The following is an 18395-nucleotide window of genomic DNA, read 5'->3' on the forward strand; positions in this document are numbered from 1 at the left end:
TGCATTCAGATTGCTCTGTGTATCAGTTCGATGACATAACCAAAACCATCACACAACTCGAACCCTCTAAAGCGCATAGTGGCCACGTAGCCAATGCAGGCCAAACCTCACTGTACTGCATGTACTCAAGTGCCGATGATAATAGTGCACTGCCTAGCTTCATGCGTTTTGATATCAGTAAGGCTGAACTTAACCAACCCGCTACAACGACAACCGATGCTTCTAGTGGTACTAAACTCGATGCCAATGAACGAATGGCCGTTGTCAGCGACAACGAGCTGATGTTTTATCAATATCCAAGTGGGACCTTTACCGAGTACTACATCAACTTTGACGCTGGTACTACAATGGAAAAAGAAGTGAGTTCAATAACGGCTATTAAGATGCAAACCGTCACTCAAAATTAATTGTTTAGAAGGATTAATGAGGGCGATGTTCTGCCCTCTTTTTTTTAAATTCGCGAGCACCCAAAACTTCGTGATCTATCGCCGTAGTGCTTGGTCTCGACCTTAGCTAAGTAGCTGACTCGTTTAAACAAGCTATCCACCTGTTGGTCGAATTTACCTGAGTTTTTATCTAACCAATAGGTAGGGCTGTCTGGGAAATGGACTAAGGTATCACCTTCATTGGCTTTGATATCTAACGCTCGACACCACGCCTTCTTTATCATGTCTGATAAATTGCCTTTTTGATCAAACCTTCCAAGAGAATGGTACACGTCTTTGTTCAATAACAAGACAAGGTGGTAATGGTGACTCAATGACGTGCTTCTTTCTTTACACCAAGCATATCGAACCTTACAACTACGAGCAGTCTGACCTCTCCTTTTTTTTCGACTGAGATCAGCTTGAATCTGAGCATCCAGCGAAGCAATAAAGTTCTTGATGACTCCAGTGTCATCGAACAATAAAGACTTAGCTAAACGTAGGTCTACTCTAATGGCTGTCGTACGAGGGTGTTGTGTGACGGCTTTATCAATCGTGTCATACAGCTTATCAAGGTAGCTTAGAACTAAACCACCTTTTGGCTTTAAGATTGGCAATCCATTGAATGTATCATTGGTCGTTGTTTTAAGTTTTTTCATCATTATACCTTTGGGGTGAGTGTCTCTGGTATAGGATGATTGGGAGTGGTTATTTAATGAGGTGAGTATGTTTGTTGAATTGTGTTTGGTAAGGGTAAGTTGATGAATGGTATATATGTAATATTACCATACCGCAATAACGAGATATTAACAGGCCCCGGTCGAACCATTCCATTCTGGTTTTAACCCAAAACAGATGATGTCAACGTTACAGCTCGATCAATTCCGGGTAATAAACTCGAAATTCCAGCATTTGAAGTTACTCTGAAATTAAGTACCAAATGGTCATGTATTAACCTTCACCAAAATAGATATAGGCATGTTCCTTTATAAATATATTCTCACAATCCAAATCAAGTAAACGTCCGCTTCGAAGAGTTGGACTATCATGAAATTTAGAGCTGATGATACTTAGGTCATAAAGGTGTCATCAAAAAAAATAGCACTGAAATCCAACAGGAAGATGACATAGCCGTGATAGTATGATTTTTTCCAATATATATATTATTCGATATCTTACCTTCATTTATCACCTCTTACTTTACGCCTTAAATTCGATTATATGTGAGCATCCAAAGAAGCAAAAAACCTTTTAAAAACTTTTTCTTTCTCCGGACATTTTTGTTGGATTTCGCAAATCAACACTTATAGCCATAAGGATTTCAATGACCTCTATTCGCATGATCCACAGTTATCAGATATACGCAGTAAGTCATCAACAGCAAGCTCATACTTATGGGTTAACATATTCACCAGTGAGCATGTCTTCATAAGATTACTTGATAATTCGTACTCTTCATTTATATATAATCCTTTCGTCTGATATGGAATATGAGAATAATGTAATTAGTTAGTCTAACTTAGAATTACTTATCAACGATTGATAGCACAGCTTAAATGATAAAAATACTATATTACTATAACAAAAAGAGTGATTTAAACTGATGTGTTTCTTATTACATATATCAAACGATTGACTAAAAACGACATTAGGTACTCTTAAAACCTCACACTCTAAACGCTCATACATAGATCCAAGTTAATCAAACTCCGAAGTTATACAGAGTAACGGAAATGGTTCAAAGCCTTAAAAACCAATAGAAGATAGAGATTTGCTTCCAAATTTTAGGTAAATAGTCAGAAAATCGTCAAAATTCTTAATAAAAATCACATCAAAAAACCACCTAAAACCTACTATGGACAATCATAAAAACTACTAAGTAGGTTAGTATGTCAGCATATAGCACGCACTCATTTGAGAAAAAGTTAACTCAGTATTTGAAGGGTAAGGATTTGACATCCCTCAAAGTTATTGTTTCATCGGTTAGGAAAGAAAATAGACTTAATATTAGCAATGGAGATATCGAACGAAATAAAAAAGGGTTGGAAGAATTTATATCGAGAAGGTTTTTATCTGATAAAGGCCTTCTTTATTCAACTTATGAGGTTGCCATTGAATACTTTGATGAAATATTAAAAAACAGTTTCAGTGATAATGACTTTTCATTTTTAGATTCAAACGATCAGTCAATATTAATGTGCGTATACAGCCACTTAATAAATGACACTACATTAAATTTTAACTACGGGCTAAGACCAATCACTTCAACATCCGAAATAAAAGACCAAGTGATCTATTATTTCATTGAAAGCACAGAAAGTATGACCAATAAAAAGAAGTATTTGGAAATGCTTCATTCGCACTATATTCAATCAACTAAGATATTTAATTTCAAATGGCTCGATGCCAAAGATATGGAACAAGCCTCTTGGTCTATTAAATACCTAACCGATAGCATATTTATAAGTAAGGCCTTAAATGAAATACCTGATATTGTATTTCAAAAAAATGAATTCACAATCACTATTCCTGGTTTATTTCATTCAATTTATGGTATAGATGCAGAAAAAACATTGTTTTTTATTAAAATGAAAAAAGCCTGGGATCAGGTTAAATATAGAAAGAAAATAAAATCAAAAAATAAGACCACTTTAAATCTCGTGATTAGCCAGGAGTCTAAAGAGAATTTAAAATCAATATCTGAATTTTATGAGCTGAACTTAAATGAAACATTTGAACGCATTATTTCAGAAGAGGCTAGAATGATAAAAGACATACCCACCTAAATAAGCATCCAGTATATCTATGGTCGTAAACAGATATCTCCCTAGAAATCATTTATATCAGACACAAATGCATCTACTGCTTGTCGGATATTTAAAGCAAAGACCTCAGCAAGCTTTGACATTGGTTTGTGAGCAGGTGTCAGTATTGCGTGATCATAAGCTATAGCTGGAGCAAAGGGGCGAAATACAACGTTCCCTTGATTTCCTTTATATAGTTTGTAACTAGCTGCACTGATGGGGTCACAGATACAAGCACATAGCTGTTGTTCGACAAACTCAAAACCAGAGATGTAGTTCTGTAGCTCAAATCTAGGTCGATAAGTGACGTTATGTTCTTCAAATAACAGTCTTGTGTGTTCACTTGCTGAATGACGGGTAAACAGCGCTGCTAGTGGAACATTATCTAAGTCTTTTGGAGTAATGAGCGGTTTACTCGCTAAAGGGTGATCCTTGTGTAATGCACACACTCCCTCAAGCTGTATAGGTTCTACATGAAATGAATCTCTGTCCTTAGGTAGCTCTGAATAACCTATATCGTACTGCTGAGATGCAATCCAGTCTTGAACAATAGTAGAACTTCGCATCATCATGGATACTTCTACTTCAGGTCTGTCCTTTACATATTCGGCAATAACGTGCGGCATAAAAAATAATGCTGCAGCAGGCATACAAGCAATACGTAACTTCCCTCTAGTGAGGTTTTTCACTTCTGCCATTAACTGCGTTGAACGCGTTAAACGCTCTAAAATCGCATCAGTTTCTTCTAGCAAAAAATATGCTTCAGGGTTGGGGATTAAACGCCCCTTTTGTCGTTCAAAAAGTGTCAACCCTAGCTCCTTCTCAAGACCTACGATCATAGAGCTCACTGCAGGTTGAGTTCGGCATAAAGTTTTTGCAGCCACAGTCACCGATCCCGAACGCATTACAGCACGGAACGTTTCTAATTGTTTTATCGAAAGATTGCTCATAACACCCTATAAGTAAAATTTATGACTTTAGAGTAATTTTAAATTTGTTTTTATTGATTGTCACCAATAAAATAACCAAATAATTACAAATACAACAATAAGGAAACATACAGTGGAGCAAAAATTTCGATACTTGCTCACGGCCTTAATTGCATCAGTAGCTCTAATGCAATTTGTTCAGGTCGTGACACGATATATTTTTGAGGTCCCAATTATGGGACTCGAAGAATCAATGGTCATTCCTACAATCTGGCTATATATGCTTGGGGCAGTTAATGCTTCAAGAGAAAACTCTCAGATACGAGCAAATGTCTTAGAAATTTTCATCAAAAGTGAACGCGGGCACACAATTTTGGCACTAGTAGGCGAAATTATAAGTTTTATTATTTCGAGCTGGCTTACTTACTGGGCATGGGATTATGTCAAGTACGCTTGGCGCGTATGGAAAGAAAGCCCCACTCTCTATATCCCTACTTTTTATCATGAATGTTCCGTATTCATCGGACTTCTTCTGATCACACTTTTTATTGCCATACATATCGTAAAGCTGGTTAACCAACTTAGAACTCCATCGTCTTTCGTAAATAAGGTGAAACAATGATTGAAGTCGCTCTATTAGCCGTCTCAGTTTTAGTCATACTACTGACTCTCGGCGTTCCCCTTCCATTTTGTTTCGGCGGTGCACTGATGGTCATGAGTTTTGCCGGTGACATGTCGATGAAAGGCAACATGATGTGGGGCGCTGGGCAATTAATGAACCCCGTTTTGCTGGCTATTCCCCTATTTGTATTGGCAGGAACCATAATGAGTAGAAGTGGAATCGCTGCTAGTCTATTAGGTTTTGTGAACGTATTTGTCGGTCATATACGCGGTGGTCTAGGTATCGTAGCTTCTGTTAGTTGCGCGATTATCGGTGCCATTTCTGGAAGCGGATTAACTGGTATTGCGGCTATCGGGCCACTTCTTATCCCCGAGATGGAAAAACGAGGCTACCCGCGAGCTTATGCAACAGCACTCATTGCTAACTCGTCAATATTAGGTCTACTCATTCCGCCAAGCGTGACAATGATTGTTTATGGTTGGGTTACTGATACATCAATTCTGGCTTGTTTCCTCGCGACACTTGGTCCTGGATTGTTGGTTACGTTCAACTTTGCCGCAATCAATATGTTTATGGCTCGTAAGTTCCCACTTGTTTTAGATGACAAGCTGAGCTTACCAGAGATGTTTAAGAAAGCTTCTAGCCAAACATTTAACGCGGTGCCTGCTTTATTGATGCCAGTAATTATCCTTGGTGGTATTTATGGCGGCATTATGACTCCAACAGAAGCTGCGGCAGTTGCTGTTATCTATGCTGTTCCAGTCGGCTTTATGATCTATAAAGGATTGAGTTGGAAGACATTATTAGAATCCGGGAAAGAGTCTGCAACAGCGGTTGGATCTATCATGTTTATGATTTTATTCAGTCTAATTCTTAGCCAAATGTTTGTTGTAGAAGGAATCCCCCAACAATTAGTTGAAGCTATCTTCAATATTACTGATGACAAATTTTTATTACTAATTTTTATTAATCTGTTGTTGTTTGTCGTTGGTATGGTCGTGAACGATTTGACTGCAATCATTCTTATAGCGCCTTTGCTTTTGCCACTAATGACGGCAATTGGCATCAGCCCAATTCAATTTGCTGCAATCATGGGAGTCAATACCGCGATGGGCGGAGTGACCCCACCATATGCGTCAATCCTATACCTTGGTGCTCGCATTGGTAACGTAAAATTCTCTGAAGTTGTTGGGCCGGCAATGCTACTCATTTTATTTGGGTATCTACCTGTCGTAATTCTTACGTCTTTTTGGTCAGAATTATCTCTGTACCTCCCTACTATGTTTGGTTATTAAAAGGAAATTAACAATGTTAAAAACAAGTAAGTTAAAACCATTAAAAACAATAAAAAATGTCACTATGTTGGCATCACTTATGGCCGCCGCCCTAAGTACTTTCCCTGCACATGCTACAACGCTAAAAATCAGTCATGTACGCCCACAAGGTACCGTAGTTGATAATGACATCAAGCAGTTAAGCAACGATCTAAAAGCCTCGACAGATGGCGACCTTAAACTAAGAGTCTATGCTGCTAACGCTTTAGGTGATTACACGTTAGTACAGGAACGAATTTCAATTGGTGCAATTGATATGGCATTGCAACCAGCCTCCACATCTACCGACCGTAGAATGCAAATTGGTTTATTACCTTTCTTAGCAAACGATTGGCAAGAAGCTCAAAATATCTACGGTTCGAATGCACCAGTACGCGAAGCAATGGAAGAGCTATTTGCTAAACAAGATATAACATTGCTCGCAGCCTACCCTGTTTACTTTGGAGGAATTTCGTTAAACCGTAATGCAGTTGGTGCTGGTGATCCCGATATAACCAAAGGTATTAAGCTTCGTGTACCACCGATCAAGAGTTTCCAGTTATTAGCAGATAACGTCGGCTATATTGGTTCACCCCTGCCTTTTTCAGAAGCTTTTACGGCAGTACAAACTGGTGTAGTTGATGGTGTTATTGGTTCTGGAGCTGAAGGCTATTACGCTTCATTCCGTGATGTAACAAAAACCTATATTCCTCTCAATACCCACTTCGAAATCTGGTACCTGATGATCAATTCTGAGCGCTTAGAAGATCTCGATGAAGCAGAGAGAGCAGCTCTCAAAACAGCCGCAGCTCAATTTGAAAACCGTCGTTGGGGCGCTGCACAACTAGACCAGAAAGCCAATGAACAAAAACTGGTAGAAGCTGGTGCAACAATCATAGAAATGACTCCAAGTCAGTTGAGCAAAACAGCTAACAAAGTACGCGCTACAGTATGGCCTCAAATTATTGACGATATCGGTTCTGATTGGAGCCAGCCAATCTTAGACAAAGCGCTTAATTAAGAAACACCAACCAAAGGGGGCACCCCTGCCCCCTCAACGAAAGCATAAGAGAATGTTATGAAACCGGAATATATTGTTGTCGGTGGCGGAATTGTGGGTTGCGCACTAGCTTATGGCCTTCTTAAAGCGGGTCATCAGGTAACAGTACTGGATGGCGGCGACCTCGATCATCGTGCATCTCGTGGCAATTTTGGCTTGGTTTGGTTGTCGAGTAAAGGGCTCGACGCACCTCACTATGCAGCATGGACTCGCCGATCTGTAAAGTTATGGAAAGAGCTCGCAGAAGAATTAGAAAACGTTACCGGACATAGGCTTAACCTAGTGCAAGAAGGGGGATACGATTTCCACTTCTGTGAAGAAGAATTAATGGCTAAAGCTAAGCAGTATGAGCACCTACGTAAGCAATTGAATAGCGACCATCCATATGAAATTTGGGATCGCAAACGCCTAATACAGGAGGAGCCCGAAATTGGCCCTGACGTCGTCGGTGCAATTTACGGAGCAGAAGATGGTCATGTCAATCCATTGAAGTTACTCAATGCGTATACTGCAGCGATCCGAAAGCTCGGTGCTAATTTAATTACTGGAACGAATGTGTCTGATATTAACCAAGATAAGTCGGGAACGTTTCAAGTCACATTAGAAGATGGGAGGATTTATTCTAGCGACAAAGTTGTTTTGTCTGCAGGTTTAGGAGCAGCTCAATTAGGCCCAAAACTCAACTTCAAAGCATTAGTCTCTCCTCAAAAAGGACAAGTTTTAATCACTGAAAAGCTCCCCAAAAAGATGAAGCGCCCCTCCGGTATTATTCGCCAGGTAGATGAAGGTGGTATCCAGATAGGAGACTCTAAGGAAAATGCTGGATTTGACAACAATGACACCATCGAAACTACAGCTGCTATAGCTGAGCGAGCGATTGCTGTTTATCCATTTTTAGAGCACACCAGGCTAATTCGAAGTTGGGGTGCGACTCGGATCGTTTCACCTGATGGCCTACCAATATATCAACAATCAAAAACACATCCAGGAGCTTACCTAGTGAGTTGCCACAGCGGTATTACACTAGCCGCAGTCCATAGTTATTTGTTACCGCATTGGCTTGAGCAATCTACTAACGCACCAGATTTGGAGGTATTCAGTGAAGACAGATTCTAGATTCCAACGACTTGCCTCGGATAAAGAGAAAGCATCAATTCAGTTTGAATGGGAAGGTCAATATTACATGGCGTATGACGGAGATACCATAGCTGCAGCATTGCTAGCAGCAACGGTAGATCATACTCGTACAACGCCTCAATCCGGCTCACCAAGAGCACCGTTTTGTATGATGGGTAGTTGCTTTGAGTGCCGCGTTGAAGTCGATGGAGAACCTAACGTTCAAGCTTGCATGAATTTGATTAAAGACGGCATGAAAATTCGCCGACAAACAATGTAATAGGAGGTTTCATGCTGGAACAATCAAACATGAATTTTGATGTGTGTGTGATCGGAGCTGGGCCTGCAGGAATGGCTGCGGCAGTTCAATGCGCTATTGCGGGAGCAAATGTCATGGTTATCGACGAGCAAGCTCAACCAGGAGGTCAAATTTATAGAGCCATACAAGAATCAGGTCACCCACACGGACATATCTTCGGGCCAGATTATTTAAGAGGTGCCGAACTCGTTAAAACTTTTAACCAAGCTAACATCTCTTATTTCTCTGGCGCTACGTTATGGCGAATTGATTCGGACAACGCGGTTTATTGGAGTCGCGATGGGAAAGCTCAAAAAGCGACCGCGAAGAAAATCATCATAGCAACGGGGGCAATTGAGAGACCATTCCCATTCTCAGGTTGGACACTACCAGGGGTGATGACAGCTGGGGCTTGCCAAATCATGATGAAAACATCAGGCATTGTCCCTAAAGATGCAATCTTGGTTGGAACAGGTCCCCTTCTCTACCTACTCGCCGTACAGATGAGCGATGCCGGCGCTACACCGAAGGCCATTGTCGATACTCAGCAAAGCGCAAGTTACTTTAAAGCAGCCGGATATTGGTTGAATGCATGGCAAGGACGCAATTATATAGCCAAAGGCTTAAAGCTCCTTTCCAAGATTCATAAGCTTGGGATCAAGCGCTATACATCTTCTACTCACATTGAAGCACTAGGTAGCCAACGTTTAGAAGGTTTAACCTTTCAAAGCTCAGGAAGAACCGTCGAACTTAAAGGTGAAACTGTCTTAGCACATATTGGAGTGATTCCTAACGTCCAACTCACTCGCGCTATGGGGTTGGAACATGTTTGGGATTCATTACAAGTTTGCTGGAAGCCTAAGTTAGACAGTAACAACATGAGTTCACGTTACGGTGTCTTTGTTGCTGGCGACAGCGGGGGCATTGGAGGAGCACTCGTTGCAGAATTACAAGGGGATCTCGTCGCACAAAATACTCTGCAAGAGCTTGAGCTTAACGGTAATCTCATAACTAAAAATAACGATAACCCCATAAAAGCAATAATAAACAAAGAGCTATCAGTACGACCGTTTCTTGATGCGCTGTATACCCCACCTAAGCAAGCCCTCAGCCCCAGCGACCAAACGATCGTTTGTCGGTGTGAAGAAGTAACAGCAAAACAAATCCGCGATCACGTAGATCAGGGAGCCTGTGGGATTAATCAAATAAAAACGTTCACTCGTTGTGGCATGGGCCCGTGTCAAGGACGCCATTGCGGCTCAACGGTGGCCCATATTATTAGTGACAAAGTCGGCATTTCAATGGAAAAAGTAGGCTACTACCGACTACGCAACCCTATTAAACCATTGAAACTTGGAGAGCTAGCAAGTCTCACCCCCGCAAAGAGTTCATTTATTAAAAAATATAACAAAGGAAATACTAAATATGAGCAAGGTACAGAGACTGCATACTAATCAACGTATGAGCAAAATTGTGACCCATAACGACACAATATATTTATGTGGTCAGGTCGGAGTCCGTGGTACAAGCGTTACAGAGCAAACTAGAGAAGCGCTTACAAGAGTAGAAAGCCTTCTTGTTGAAGCAGAAAGTGATTGTCAGCATGTTTTACAGGTCACAGTATGGCTAGCTGATATGAGCGATTTCAATGAAATGAATACAGTATGGGATGAATGGTTTGATGAAGGGTTCGCACCTGCGCGTGCTTGTGGTGAAGCGAAACTCGCTAGCCCTGAACTCATGGTCGAGCTACTTGTGACTGCAGCACGCAAAACCAATATTTAAAATTTGTAGCGATTATCCACCGGTGAAGTCCATGTGTTAACGGTCTAGTTATTGAACTAGACCGTTAACAGATCCATAAATTACATTTTGAAATATATGAGGGCTTGTCTAAAACTCTCCCATTAAGCGTTTGTACTCCACGTCATGTTCATACATCTTGTGGAATACTTTATATTTCACGTCATAGAACCGCTTAATCTTTTCAGTTTGAGGCATTACGCTCTTACTGATGCGACTCATGGCATTCATAGCGTCTGGGATATCACTGTAGAAGTCAGCGGCGACAGAGCCGAGCATTGCAGACCCCAGCAATACGGCTTCGCTTTCTTCAGGCAACAAAATCATACAGCCAGTGGCGTTAGCATGCTCCTGTAAGAAGACACTATTCTTAGTACCACCACCGCAAGCCATAATGGTATCAATCTCGTACCCAGATTCGTTCATCACTTCAATGATATGACGTGTACCTAAAGCAATACCTTGTAACGTTGCGAGATATTGCATCGCCATATCATCAATGGTTTTCGACATTTTAAGGCCAGTAATAGTGCCAGTTAAATGAGGATTAGCACGTGGCGAACGGTTGCCATGGAAGTAAGGCAACACATGGATATCTTTCGTCAAAAAAGCTATATCTTCTTTGCTACCAGCAAGTTCTAACAAACGGTTATTAAGCAATTGATAAATGGTTTGACCCAATTTATCAGCCTGCTCTTTAGCTCTGCCATAGATTGGATGTGAAGTAATAATGTGGTCAATCAAAGCACCCGTTGCTGATTGTCCACCCTCATTAAGCCAGTAACCAGGTATCATTGCACCGTAGTATGCCCCCCAAACCCCATCTATAAAACGTGCCGTTTTTGATGCCGCCATATGGCAAGAAGAGGTTCCACCAATCAAAGCCAAGCGTTTATTGAAATCCGCTTTTTCACCCGTCATCCCCGCAGCACCTAATACTCCTATACCACCAGCATGTGCATCGATGATTGAGGTACCAACGGCTGTTCCAGCTACCAGACCCAGATCATCCGCCGCATGAACCGTTAGGCCATCCCCGACAGGCTGACCCATTGGTAAAATACGATCGCCAATTGATTGCGCGTTATCTTCAAGTAAGTCTTCTAAACCTATCAGTTCAAAGAAACTCTTATCCCACTTACTTTCGTGACCAAGGTAAGTCCATTTACATACAGTTGAACAAAGCGATCGACTAGCATCAAAGGTAGCTTTCCAAGTCAGGAAATCTGGTAAGTCAAAGAAATAGCCTGCTTTAGACCATGTATTGGGCATATTTTGTTTTAGCCATAATAGCTTTGGTGTTTGCATTTCTGGCGAAATACGGTTGCCAACATATGCCAACACTGGGTGTTCAGTAGTGTTGATGCGTTCTGCTTGCGTGATAGCACGGTGATCCATCCACATCACAATATTTTGTTCACTACGACCTGTTGGGCTAACTGTTAAAGGTTCGCCTTTGTTGTCCAATACAACAAGCGAGCATGTAGCATCAAAACCAATGCCTTTTACTTGAATAGGATCGATATTCGCTTGTGAAACGGCGTCTTTTACTGCCAAACACACACACTGCCAAATGTTTTCTGAAGATTGCTCAACGAAGTCTGCTTGTGGCTTAAACATTTGGGTATCGCGCTTCGCTTCACCGACTTTACGCCCAAGAGCATCGAATACGCCTGCTCGTGCACTACCACTGCCTACGTCAACACCGATAAAATAAATACTCATATCCTTCCCCGTTAAGCCTTATTTTTTTGTAAGAAGATAAATAGGATCAAGATGCCGCCCCACAGCGCCATAGTGAGATAACTGCTCACTCCCAGTAAATTAAGACCACTTTCTAACGTTTGCAGTACGATCAGTGCTAAGCCAATACCAATAATGCGTCCAAAACCACCATCTGGATTGATGCCACCGAGCACTGAAGCCAAAATCGCAATTAATAGATAAGACTCTCCATAACCAGCTTTAGCTGAGTTGAATTTTGCCATCATTACAATTGCGGCCGCCCAACATAGAATTGAAGAGAGCGCATATACATACAATGTGGCTTTTTGAGTATTGATGCCTGAGAATCGTGTGGCTTTCTCGTTAGAGCCCATCATGTAAATCGTGCGGCCAAGACTGGTATGCTCAAGTAAACCCCACAAACCCATCGCAAAACCGACAAACAAGATAAGTGGCATAGGGATGCCCATTAACGAGCCATTACCTAGAACCAATAATGCTTCAGGGAATCCTGAGATTACGCTGCCACCTGAGATAAGGACATTAAGGCCATTGATCAACGTCATCATGCCCAAAGTAGCAAGAATTGGAGAGACTCCAACGTAAGCGATTAATGCTCCGTTAAGAAGGCCAATTACTACTGCTGTAATCAGACCGCCCGCCAGTGCTAATACCAACATCGCAGAGCTATCTGGTGCTTGGGTTATGATGCTCGCCATAACTAAGCCACATGCATTTGTAGTAGCGATGATCGATAGGTTAATACCACCAGTCAACATACATACGGCCATTGCCAGTGCCAGCAAACCCAATAGCGGCATTTGCGATGACATCGATTGTAAGTTGCCAATTGAGAAAAATGCTTGACCGCTGGTAAAGCCCATCACAGCCAAAATACCAACTAAAATAACCAACAAGTAACGAATGTTCTTATCCGTTGGCAGCTTTAAACTATTTAGAACCTGTTCCATTATGCCCCCTGCGCTGCTTGTTTTTTCTCATTAATCGCGGTCATGCTGATACTGCAAACAATAATCAAACCCGTAACAACGGTGTGCCAGTAAGAAGGCACGCTCAATAGTGTTAAACCGTTTTTCACTACCGCTAACAAAATCACACCTAAAATCACACCGAATAAGGTTCCTTTGCCTCCCGTCATACTCGTTCCACCAAGTACTACTGCCGCAAGCACAGTAAGCTCAAAACCCATTAAAGAGTTTGGTGCCACCGATTGAGTAATTTGTGTTTGAACTACTGACGCAATACCCGCTAGCGCCCCCATGTACCCATATACAAACAAATTGATGCCAAAAAGGTTTATACCGATACGGCTCGCGGCATCAGCATTACCACCCACAGCGTATATTTGACGGCCTAAACGCGTTTTAGACATTAAGAAAGATGTTAGCGAAATCATGGCAATCAAAGTCAGAATTGGCAGTGACAAGCCATAGTCATAACCATCGCTTCCAGTGAAGCTAAATAACTCAACACCATCCATAAACCAATCAGGGAAACCATATAGCCACTCGCCATTGCTAAAATAAATCAGTAGGCCGAAGAACAGGTTCAACGTGGAAATGGTTATGATGATCGCCGGTACTTTAAGCTTATAAACCAATGTTGCGTTAATCATACCCAGTAGCACACCAACCAATGCGGCAATACCAAAGGCAATCATAAAGTTACCACCAATACTTAGAATGTATGTGGCCGCAACATATTGGGCAATTGCTGCCGTGGCGGGAAATGAAATATCAATCCCACCAGCAATAAGTACTACAAATAGACCACAAGCCATGATGCCAAGTAACGCCGAGCTTACTGACATATCGAAGATATTACCTAACGTAAGAAAATCTTCTGATGTCGCTGTCAGTACCGCCACAATCAGTACGATCATAACGGAGAGATAGAATTCGTGACGCTTGCTAAACGAAGCCAATTGGCGCTTAAATTGATTATGCATTGACGGCCTCCATGATTTGTTGCTCTGAGCAATTAGTCGGTTGGAAGTCATGGGTAAAACGTCCTTCTTTCATCACAATCACTCGGTGACTGTTGTAAAACACTTCAGGGATTTCATCACTCACCATAATGATCGCCATACCACTTGCTGCAAGGTCTTTGGCAATGTTGTAGATGGCTTCTTTGTTAGCGACATCAACACCGACGGTCGGTGAGTCAAGAATCAGAACTTCGGGCTCTGCCGCGATCCACTTGGCAATCGATATGCGCTGCGCGTTACCACCAGAAAGGCTAGTAACAGGCAATTTTGGATCTGCGACTTTGATTGATAGTGATGAGATAAGCTTTGACACTAGCTTGTTGGCTTTAAGATGGTCCAGTACACCCGATGGCTTTTGTAGACGCTTTAGTACCGAAGCAGTAATGTTGTCTTGAATCGACTGGTCCATGACTAATCCAGTTGACATGCGGTCTTCTGATACATAACCAATCCCTTGCGCGATCGCATCACGATTGGAGCTAAACGACGTCAGTTGGCCATTAATTAGGATTTCGCCGCTGTCAGGCTTATTCATCCCAAATAATGCCATGCAAAGCTCGGTACGACCCGCTCCAAGTAATCCAGTAATGGAGACGATTTCACCTGCACGAACCGACAATGACACATCGTGATATTGACCTTGTTTAGTCAGGTTTTTTACTTCTAGCTTCACATCACCTTGTTGTTGATATGGCGCTAAAGGCGAAAATTCAAAACGTTGACCTGTCATTAAAAATGCCAACTCGTCGCTATCCACTTCATCGGCTTGATAGGTACCAATGGTACGGCCATCACGGATAACGGTAATGCGATCAGAGATCTCCATCACTTCGTCGAGCTTGTGGCTAACAAATACAACGGTAACACCTTTCGATTTTAGGTCTGCAACAACTTCGATCAGGTGATTAACCTCAGTACGAGTTAACGAAGCGGTTGGCTCATCCATGATCATTAGCTTGGCGTCAGACGCCATCGCTCGACAAATTGCAACCAATTGACACTCTGCAATCGAAAGTTGCTCTACACGCTTATCCAATGGTAGCTTCACGCCGACTTTCGCCATTGCTTTAATCGCAATCTCTTCGATACGCTTTTGCTGAACTAATCCCTTTGTCCACTCAACATGATCTTGAATAGCTATGTTTTCTGCGACGGTAAGGTTAGGGAAAAGCGACAAGTCTTGATAAATAACTTGAATGCCATGTTCAATTGATTGTTGCGGATTTAAGCGTGGATAATTTTTACCTTCAAGTAGAATTTCAGCACCTTTTTCCGGCGCATGGACACCCGAAATCACTTTGAACAATGTGCTTTTACCACAGCCATTCTTTCCAGCTAAACAGTGTACTTCGCCTTGGTTGAAGGTTAGGTTAATACCATCCAAGGCTTTCACAGAGCCAAAATGTTTTGACACCTTTTTGAGGGTAATGAAAGGAGTAACAGACATATGAATTTCCATAAATCATGGGGTAGAATTGCACTACCCCGAAGTTATTGCTTGTTATCGGTAAAACATTAACGAACTTGTCAAAGTTAACGCCTAGAAGCCAAGTTGACGTGCGTTTGTTTTATCAACTTCAAGGATCTTATTAAATTTCACTACACGTTTTTCAGTATCGATTTCAGCATCACCCAAACCTTTAACGTTTACTCCATCTGTTACTGCTTTGCCATCAAGCATTTGTTTTGCAACAGCAACCATCGCATAGCCAGCATCGGCAGGGTTCCACAAGTATCCTTTATCAATCTCGCCGCGCATCAAGTAAGGTGCAGCTTGGCTTGGCATTAAGATGCCTACAACACTGATCTTATCTTTAGCTCGTTTCTTCTTAATCGCTTCCCCAGCACCAATGCCACCTAGAGAACCATAAGAAACAATACCTGCCATATCAGGGTGAGCCTTCATCAAGTCGTTGGTCGCTGCGTATGATTGATCGATACTTTCAGCAACAGGCATGCGGCTGGTCACTTCATACATTTCTGGGTAAGTTTGCTTTTGGTAATCTATTGCTAAATTTGCCCAGTTATTATGTAACGGCACAGTAAGTGAACCTACGTAAACAGCATATCCACCTTTCTCACCCATATTTTTTGCAAGCTCATCCATCGTCACTTTCGCATAGGATTGATTATCAATAGTTTCGATATCCCAATCAGCTCCGTGCCCGTCCGGAGATTCGTGAGTTAAAACGATAATGCCCTTCTCACGTGCCTTCTTGAATACTGGCTCAAGAACCGTTACATCATTTGGCACAACCGTAATTGCATCGACACCTTTAGCAATCAAGTCTTCAATAATTTTTACTTGTTGTGCTGGATCTGGTGTAGAAGGACCAAGTTGGCGTGCGTTAACACCAAAGTCAGTTGCTGCTTGTTCAATACCTTTGTTCATTTGGTTAAACCAAGGAATACCAGATACTTTAACGACGTTTACAATTTCATAGTCTTTAGCGTGTACACCTGCAGCAGCAAGAGCAAGAGTTAGTGCAGCAGCTTTTAGTAATACCTTTTTCATGTCCATCAATCCTTTTTTATTATGTGTAGGGTTCAATAAAATTGACGAATACATGCTATCTCATAGTTCAATACAAAAATTACCATGCACAACCAAACCGTGACACAGACACAGTAACGTTAATTTTGACGATCGATAAAGTTAATTAATGGTTAAAATGACACGCCGAGGTATTTAAAGAACGGAAAAAGACGAATGAAATAACAATTTACCAACAGAAGCATAACAAGATATATTCATATTTTAGCCTGGAGAATGTTAGGTGGAGAATCAGATTTTAGTGGCTAATATTAATGAGTGTTTTATTGGTAAAAACCAGACAATGGTCACTACGTATGAGGCGGAAATTCAATATTTCTTGTATGGAGAGATAACTATTACGGGAACAATGTTATTGATAATTGATAAATACGCTTAGGGGGTGTAATTAAATAACGAATGCAACTACTCCTACTTTCTCTGCTAGCTTCAGTGCTTCTGCTTTAAATTAAGGGGAACGTTTAATTGTAGTTTTCTTGGTTGTCATTGTTCACCTCTTTCGCGATTGTACTCACTTAACTCGATGTCCAAAAAGTGCCGGGGCGGATCACTGTCTAAAACGACTTTTAGTTGAGCTTTATTCACTTTAAACTTGCCAAGAAATTGTTGATTACTCATTGCAGCTCAAGGTATTCCACTAGAGCTTCTGGTAATTTCATCGATTCCTGTATCCAGAGCTGTATGTAATGAAGCTAACCCAACTCAATGCTTTTAAAGCCATTGTTGAATGTCAAACCGTCACTGCCGCGGCAGAGCGCTTATCGCTTAGTCAATCCGCTGTCAGTCGACTATTAGCCAGTTTAGAACAAAGAATTGGCTTTCAACTTTTTACTCGTAAACGAAATCGCTTGGAGCTTAGTAATGAGGGAGAAGCCTTCTATATTGAAGTCTCCAAAGTCTTTGATGCTGTATCAAGTCTCGATCACGCTGCGCATTCAATTCGCTCGCGCCATTTCGGGACACTGAATATTGCTGCGATGCCTCTTCTCTCAAACGCCTTTTTGCCCAGAATCTTGGCGGTCTTTTTAAAGCAAGCGCCTAAAGTCAAAGTCGGATTTAAAACATATCGTTCCGAAGAGGTGATTCAGCGGGTTCAAAGTCAAACAACAGACATTGGCTTTGCGTTTATTGATGATCACCTCGCGGGTGTAAAAGCACAAAAAGTAGAATGCGAATGCGTCTGTCTTATCCCCTCCGATTCGCCACTGGCCAAACGCTCGGTCATAGACATCTACGATATCGCGGGTCAAGTGCTCATCCGCCACGAAAAGGATATTACTCAGAGAAGAGTCGATGCATTGTTACGTCGCTATGACCTATCAACGATTGAGCAAATCGAAGTCTCACTGGCAAGCACCGCTGCAACCTTAGTTCGAGAAGGCGTCGGGATCGCGATCACTGATCCATTTACCGCTTACATGGAAAGCGAGCACCCAAAGGTCGTAATGAAACCACTAGTATTCGGCCTGCCGTTTGAATTTGATATTCTCTACCCTTCGTTAAAGCCCATTCACCGAAATGCGGAACAGTTCATTGAGCAATTCATGTTACAAGCTGACGCGATGAATATTCAGCTCAAAATCGGGCCAATGCGAAACCTCAATGAATATGATTCTGAGTAAGTTCACAGTTACAGAGATGCCAGACTACTTTGGTGAAATCAATTTATACTAATAAAGTCAATGCCTTGAGATAACACTATTCGCTCATCATTCCTTTTTTGCATACTAGTCTCCAG

General features: G+C 41.6%; 16 protein-coding genes and 1 pseudogene. 10 read left to right on the forward strand and 7 right to left on the reverse strand.

The annotated features are described in order from the left end of the window. Positions 1-407: pseudogene (locus FTW16_RS11620) on the forward strand (hypothetical protein); the annotation flags it as partial. Between the two features lie 44 nt (positions 408-451). Here FTW16_RS11620 and FTW16_RS11625 read toward each other — a convergent pair. Further along, a complete protein-coding gene (locus tag FTW16_RS11625; protein WP_146491193.1) occupies positions 452-1087 on the reverse strand; it encodes an inovirus Gp2 family protein in 636 nt (211 codons plus the stop codon). A 1227-nt stretch (positions 1088-2314) separates the two neighbouring features. On the opposite strand from FTW16_RS11625, the gene FTW16_RS11630 reads away from it, so the two are divergent. Further along, positions 2315-3211 carry a hypothetical protein gene (locus FTW16_RS11630; RefSeq protein ID WP_146491194.1) on the forward strand — a complete coding sequence of 299 codons (897 nt, stop codon included), beginning with the start codon at positions 2315-2317 and terminating at the stop codon, positions 3209-3211. Between the two features lie 41 nt (positions 3212-3252). Here FTW16_RS11630 and FTW16_RS11635 read toward each other — a convergent pair whose 3' ends face one another. Then, positions 3253-4179, reverse strand: a complete 927-nt coding sequence (locus FTW16_RS11635) for a LysR substrate-binding domain-containing protein (RefSeq protein ID WP_065584204.1) — start codon at positions 4177-4179, stop codon at positions 3253-3255. A gap of 112 nt (positions 4180-4291) precedes the next feature. On the opposite strand from FTW16_RS11635, the gene FTW16_RS11640 reads away from it, so the two are divergent. Genes FTW16_RS11640 through FTW16_RS11670 form a run of 7 tightly spaced genes read left to right on the forward strand, consistent with a single transcriptional unit; the run spans position 4292 to position 10352 of the window. Continuing rightward, positions 4292-4780: a TRAP transporter small permease gene (locus FTW16_RS11640; RefSeq protein WP_146491195.1), complete on the forward strand. Its 489-nt coding sequence runs from the start codon at positions 4292-4294 to the stop codon at positions 4778-4780. Beyond that, on the forward strand, positions 4777-6075 hold the full coding sequence (locus tag FTW16_RS11645) for a TRAP transporter large permease (RefSeq protein WP_017065559.1): 1299 nt from the start codon (positions 4777-4779) through the stop codon (positions 6073-6075). The genes FTW16_RS11640 and FTW16_RS11645 overlap by 4 nt, the downstream gene beginning before the upstream one ends. Positions 6076-6088: 13 nt before the next feature. Further along, positions 6089-7114: a TRAP transporter substrate-binding protein DctP gene (dctP, locus tag FTW16_RS11650; protein WP_054541262.1), complete on the forward strand. Its 1026-nt coding sequence runs from the start codon at positions 6089-6091 to the stop codon at positions 7112-7114. A gap of 57 nt (positions 7115-7171) precedes the next feature. Then, positions 7172-8269 (forward strand): NAD(P)/FAD-dependent oxidoreductase, encoded by a 1098-nt coding sequence (locus FTW16_RS11655; RefSeq protein WP_065584205.1) that lies wholly within the window; start codon positions 7172-7174, stop codon positions 8267-8269. Next, a complete protein-coding gene (locus FTW16_RS11660) occupies positions 8253-8549 on the forward strand; it encodes a (2Fe-2S)-binding protein (protein ID WP_113795645.1) in 297 nt (98 codons plus the stop codon). The genes FTW16_RS11655 and FTW16_RS11660 overlap by 17 nt, the downstream gene beginning before the upstream one ends. Before the next feature lie 11 nt (positions 8550-8560). Further along, positions 8561-10021, forward strand: coding sequence for an NAD(P)/FAD-dependent oxidoreductase (locus FTW16_RS11665; RefSeq protein ID WP_146491196.1), 1461 nt, complete (start codon positions 8561-8563; stop codon positions 10019-10021). Continuing rightward, complete coding sequence (locus FTW16_RS11670) at positions 9993-10352, forward strand: RidA family protein (RefSeq protein ID WP_146491197.1); 360 nt, start codon at positions 9993-9995, stop codon at positions 10350-10352. The genes FTW16_RS11665 and FTW16_RS11670 overlap by 29 nt, the downstream gene beginning before the upstream one ends. A 108-nt stretch (positions 10353-10460) precedes the next feature. On the opposite strand, the gene FTW16_RS11675 is transcribed toward FTW16_RS11670, so the two are convergent. The 5 genes from FTW16_RS11675 to FTW16_RS11695 all read right to left on the reverse strand — a co-directional run bounded on the left by FTW16_RS11675 (position 10461) and on the right by FTW16_RS11695 (position 16618). Continuing rightward, positions 10461-12095, reverse strand: coding sequence for an FGGY-family carbohydrate kinase (locus FTW16_RS11675; RefSeq protein ID WP_146491198.1), 1635 nt, complete (start codon positions 12093-12095; stop codon positions 10461-10463). A gap of 11 nt (positions 12096-12106) precedes the next feature. After that, positions 12107-13066 carry an ABC transporter permease gene (locus FTW16_RS11680; protein ID WP_132970281.1) on the reverse strand — a complete coding sequence of 320 codons (960 nt, stop codon included), beginning with the start codon at positions 13064-13066 and terminating at the stop codon, positions 12107-12109. Beyond that, entirely contained in the window at positions 13066-14064 is a 999-nt protein-coding gene (locus FTW16_RS11685; RefSeq protein WP_146491199.1) for an ABC transporter permease, read from the reverse strand. The genes FTW16_RS11680 and FTW16_RS11685 overlap by 1 nt, the downstream gene beginning before the upstream one ends. Then, positions 14057-15550, reverse strand: coding sequence for a sugar ABC transporter ATP-binding protein (locus tag FTW16_RS11690; protein WP_146491200.1), 1494 nt, complete (start codon positions 15548-15550; stop codon positions 14057-14059). Before FTW16_RS11690 ends, FTW16_RS11685 begins: the two co-directional genes overlap by 8 nt. A gap of 93 nt (positions 15551-15643) precedes the next feature. Then, positions 15644-16618, reverse strand: a complete 975-nt coding sequence (locus FTW16_RS11695; RefSeq protein ID WP_102300090.1) for an autoinducer 2 ABC transporter substrate-binding protein — start codon at positions 16616-16618, stop codon at positions 15644-15646. Between the two features lie 725 nt (positions 16619-17343). On the opposite strand from FTW16_RS11695, the gene FTW16_RS11700 reads away from it, so the two are divergent. Beyond that, the gene (locus tag FTW16_RS11700; protein WP_123301319.1) at positions 17344-18279 is read left to right on the forward strand and encodes a LysR family transcriptional regulator; all 936 of its coding nucleotides are present in this window, start codon (positions 17344-17346) and stop codon (positions 18277-18279) included. The last annotated feature ends 116 nt before the right edge of the window (positions 18280-18395 follow it).

This window comes from Vibrio sp. T20 (assembly GCF_007858795.1).
Taxonomy (GTDB): Bacteria; Pseudomonadota; Gammaproteobacteria; order Enterobacterales; family Vibrionaceae; genus Vibrio; species Vibrio satsumensis.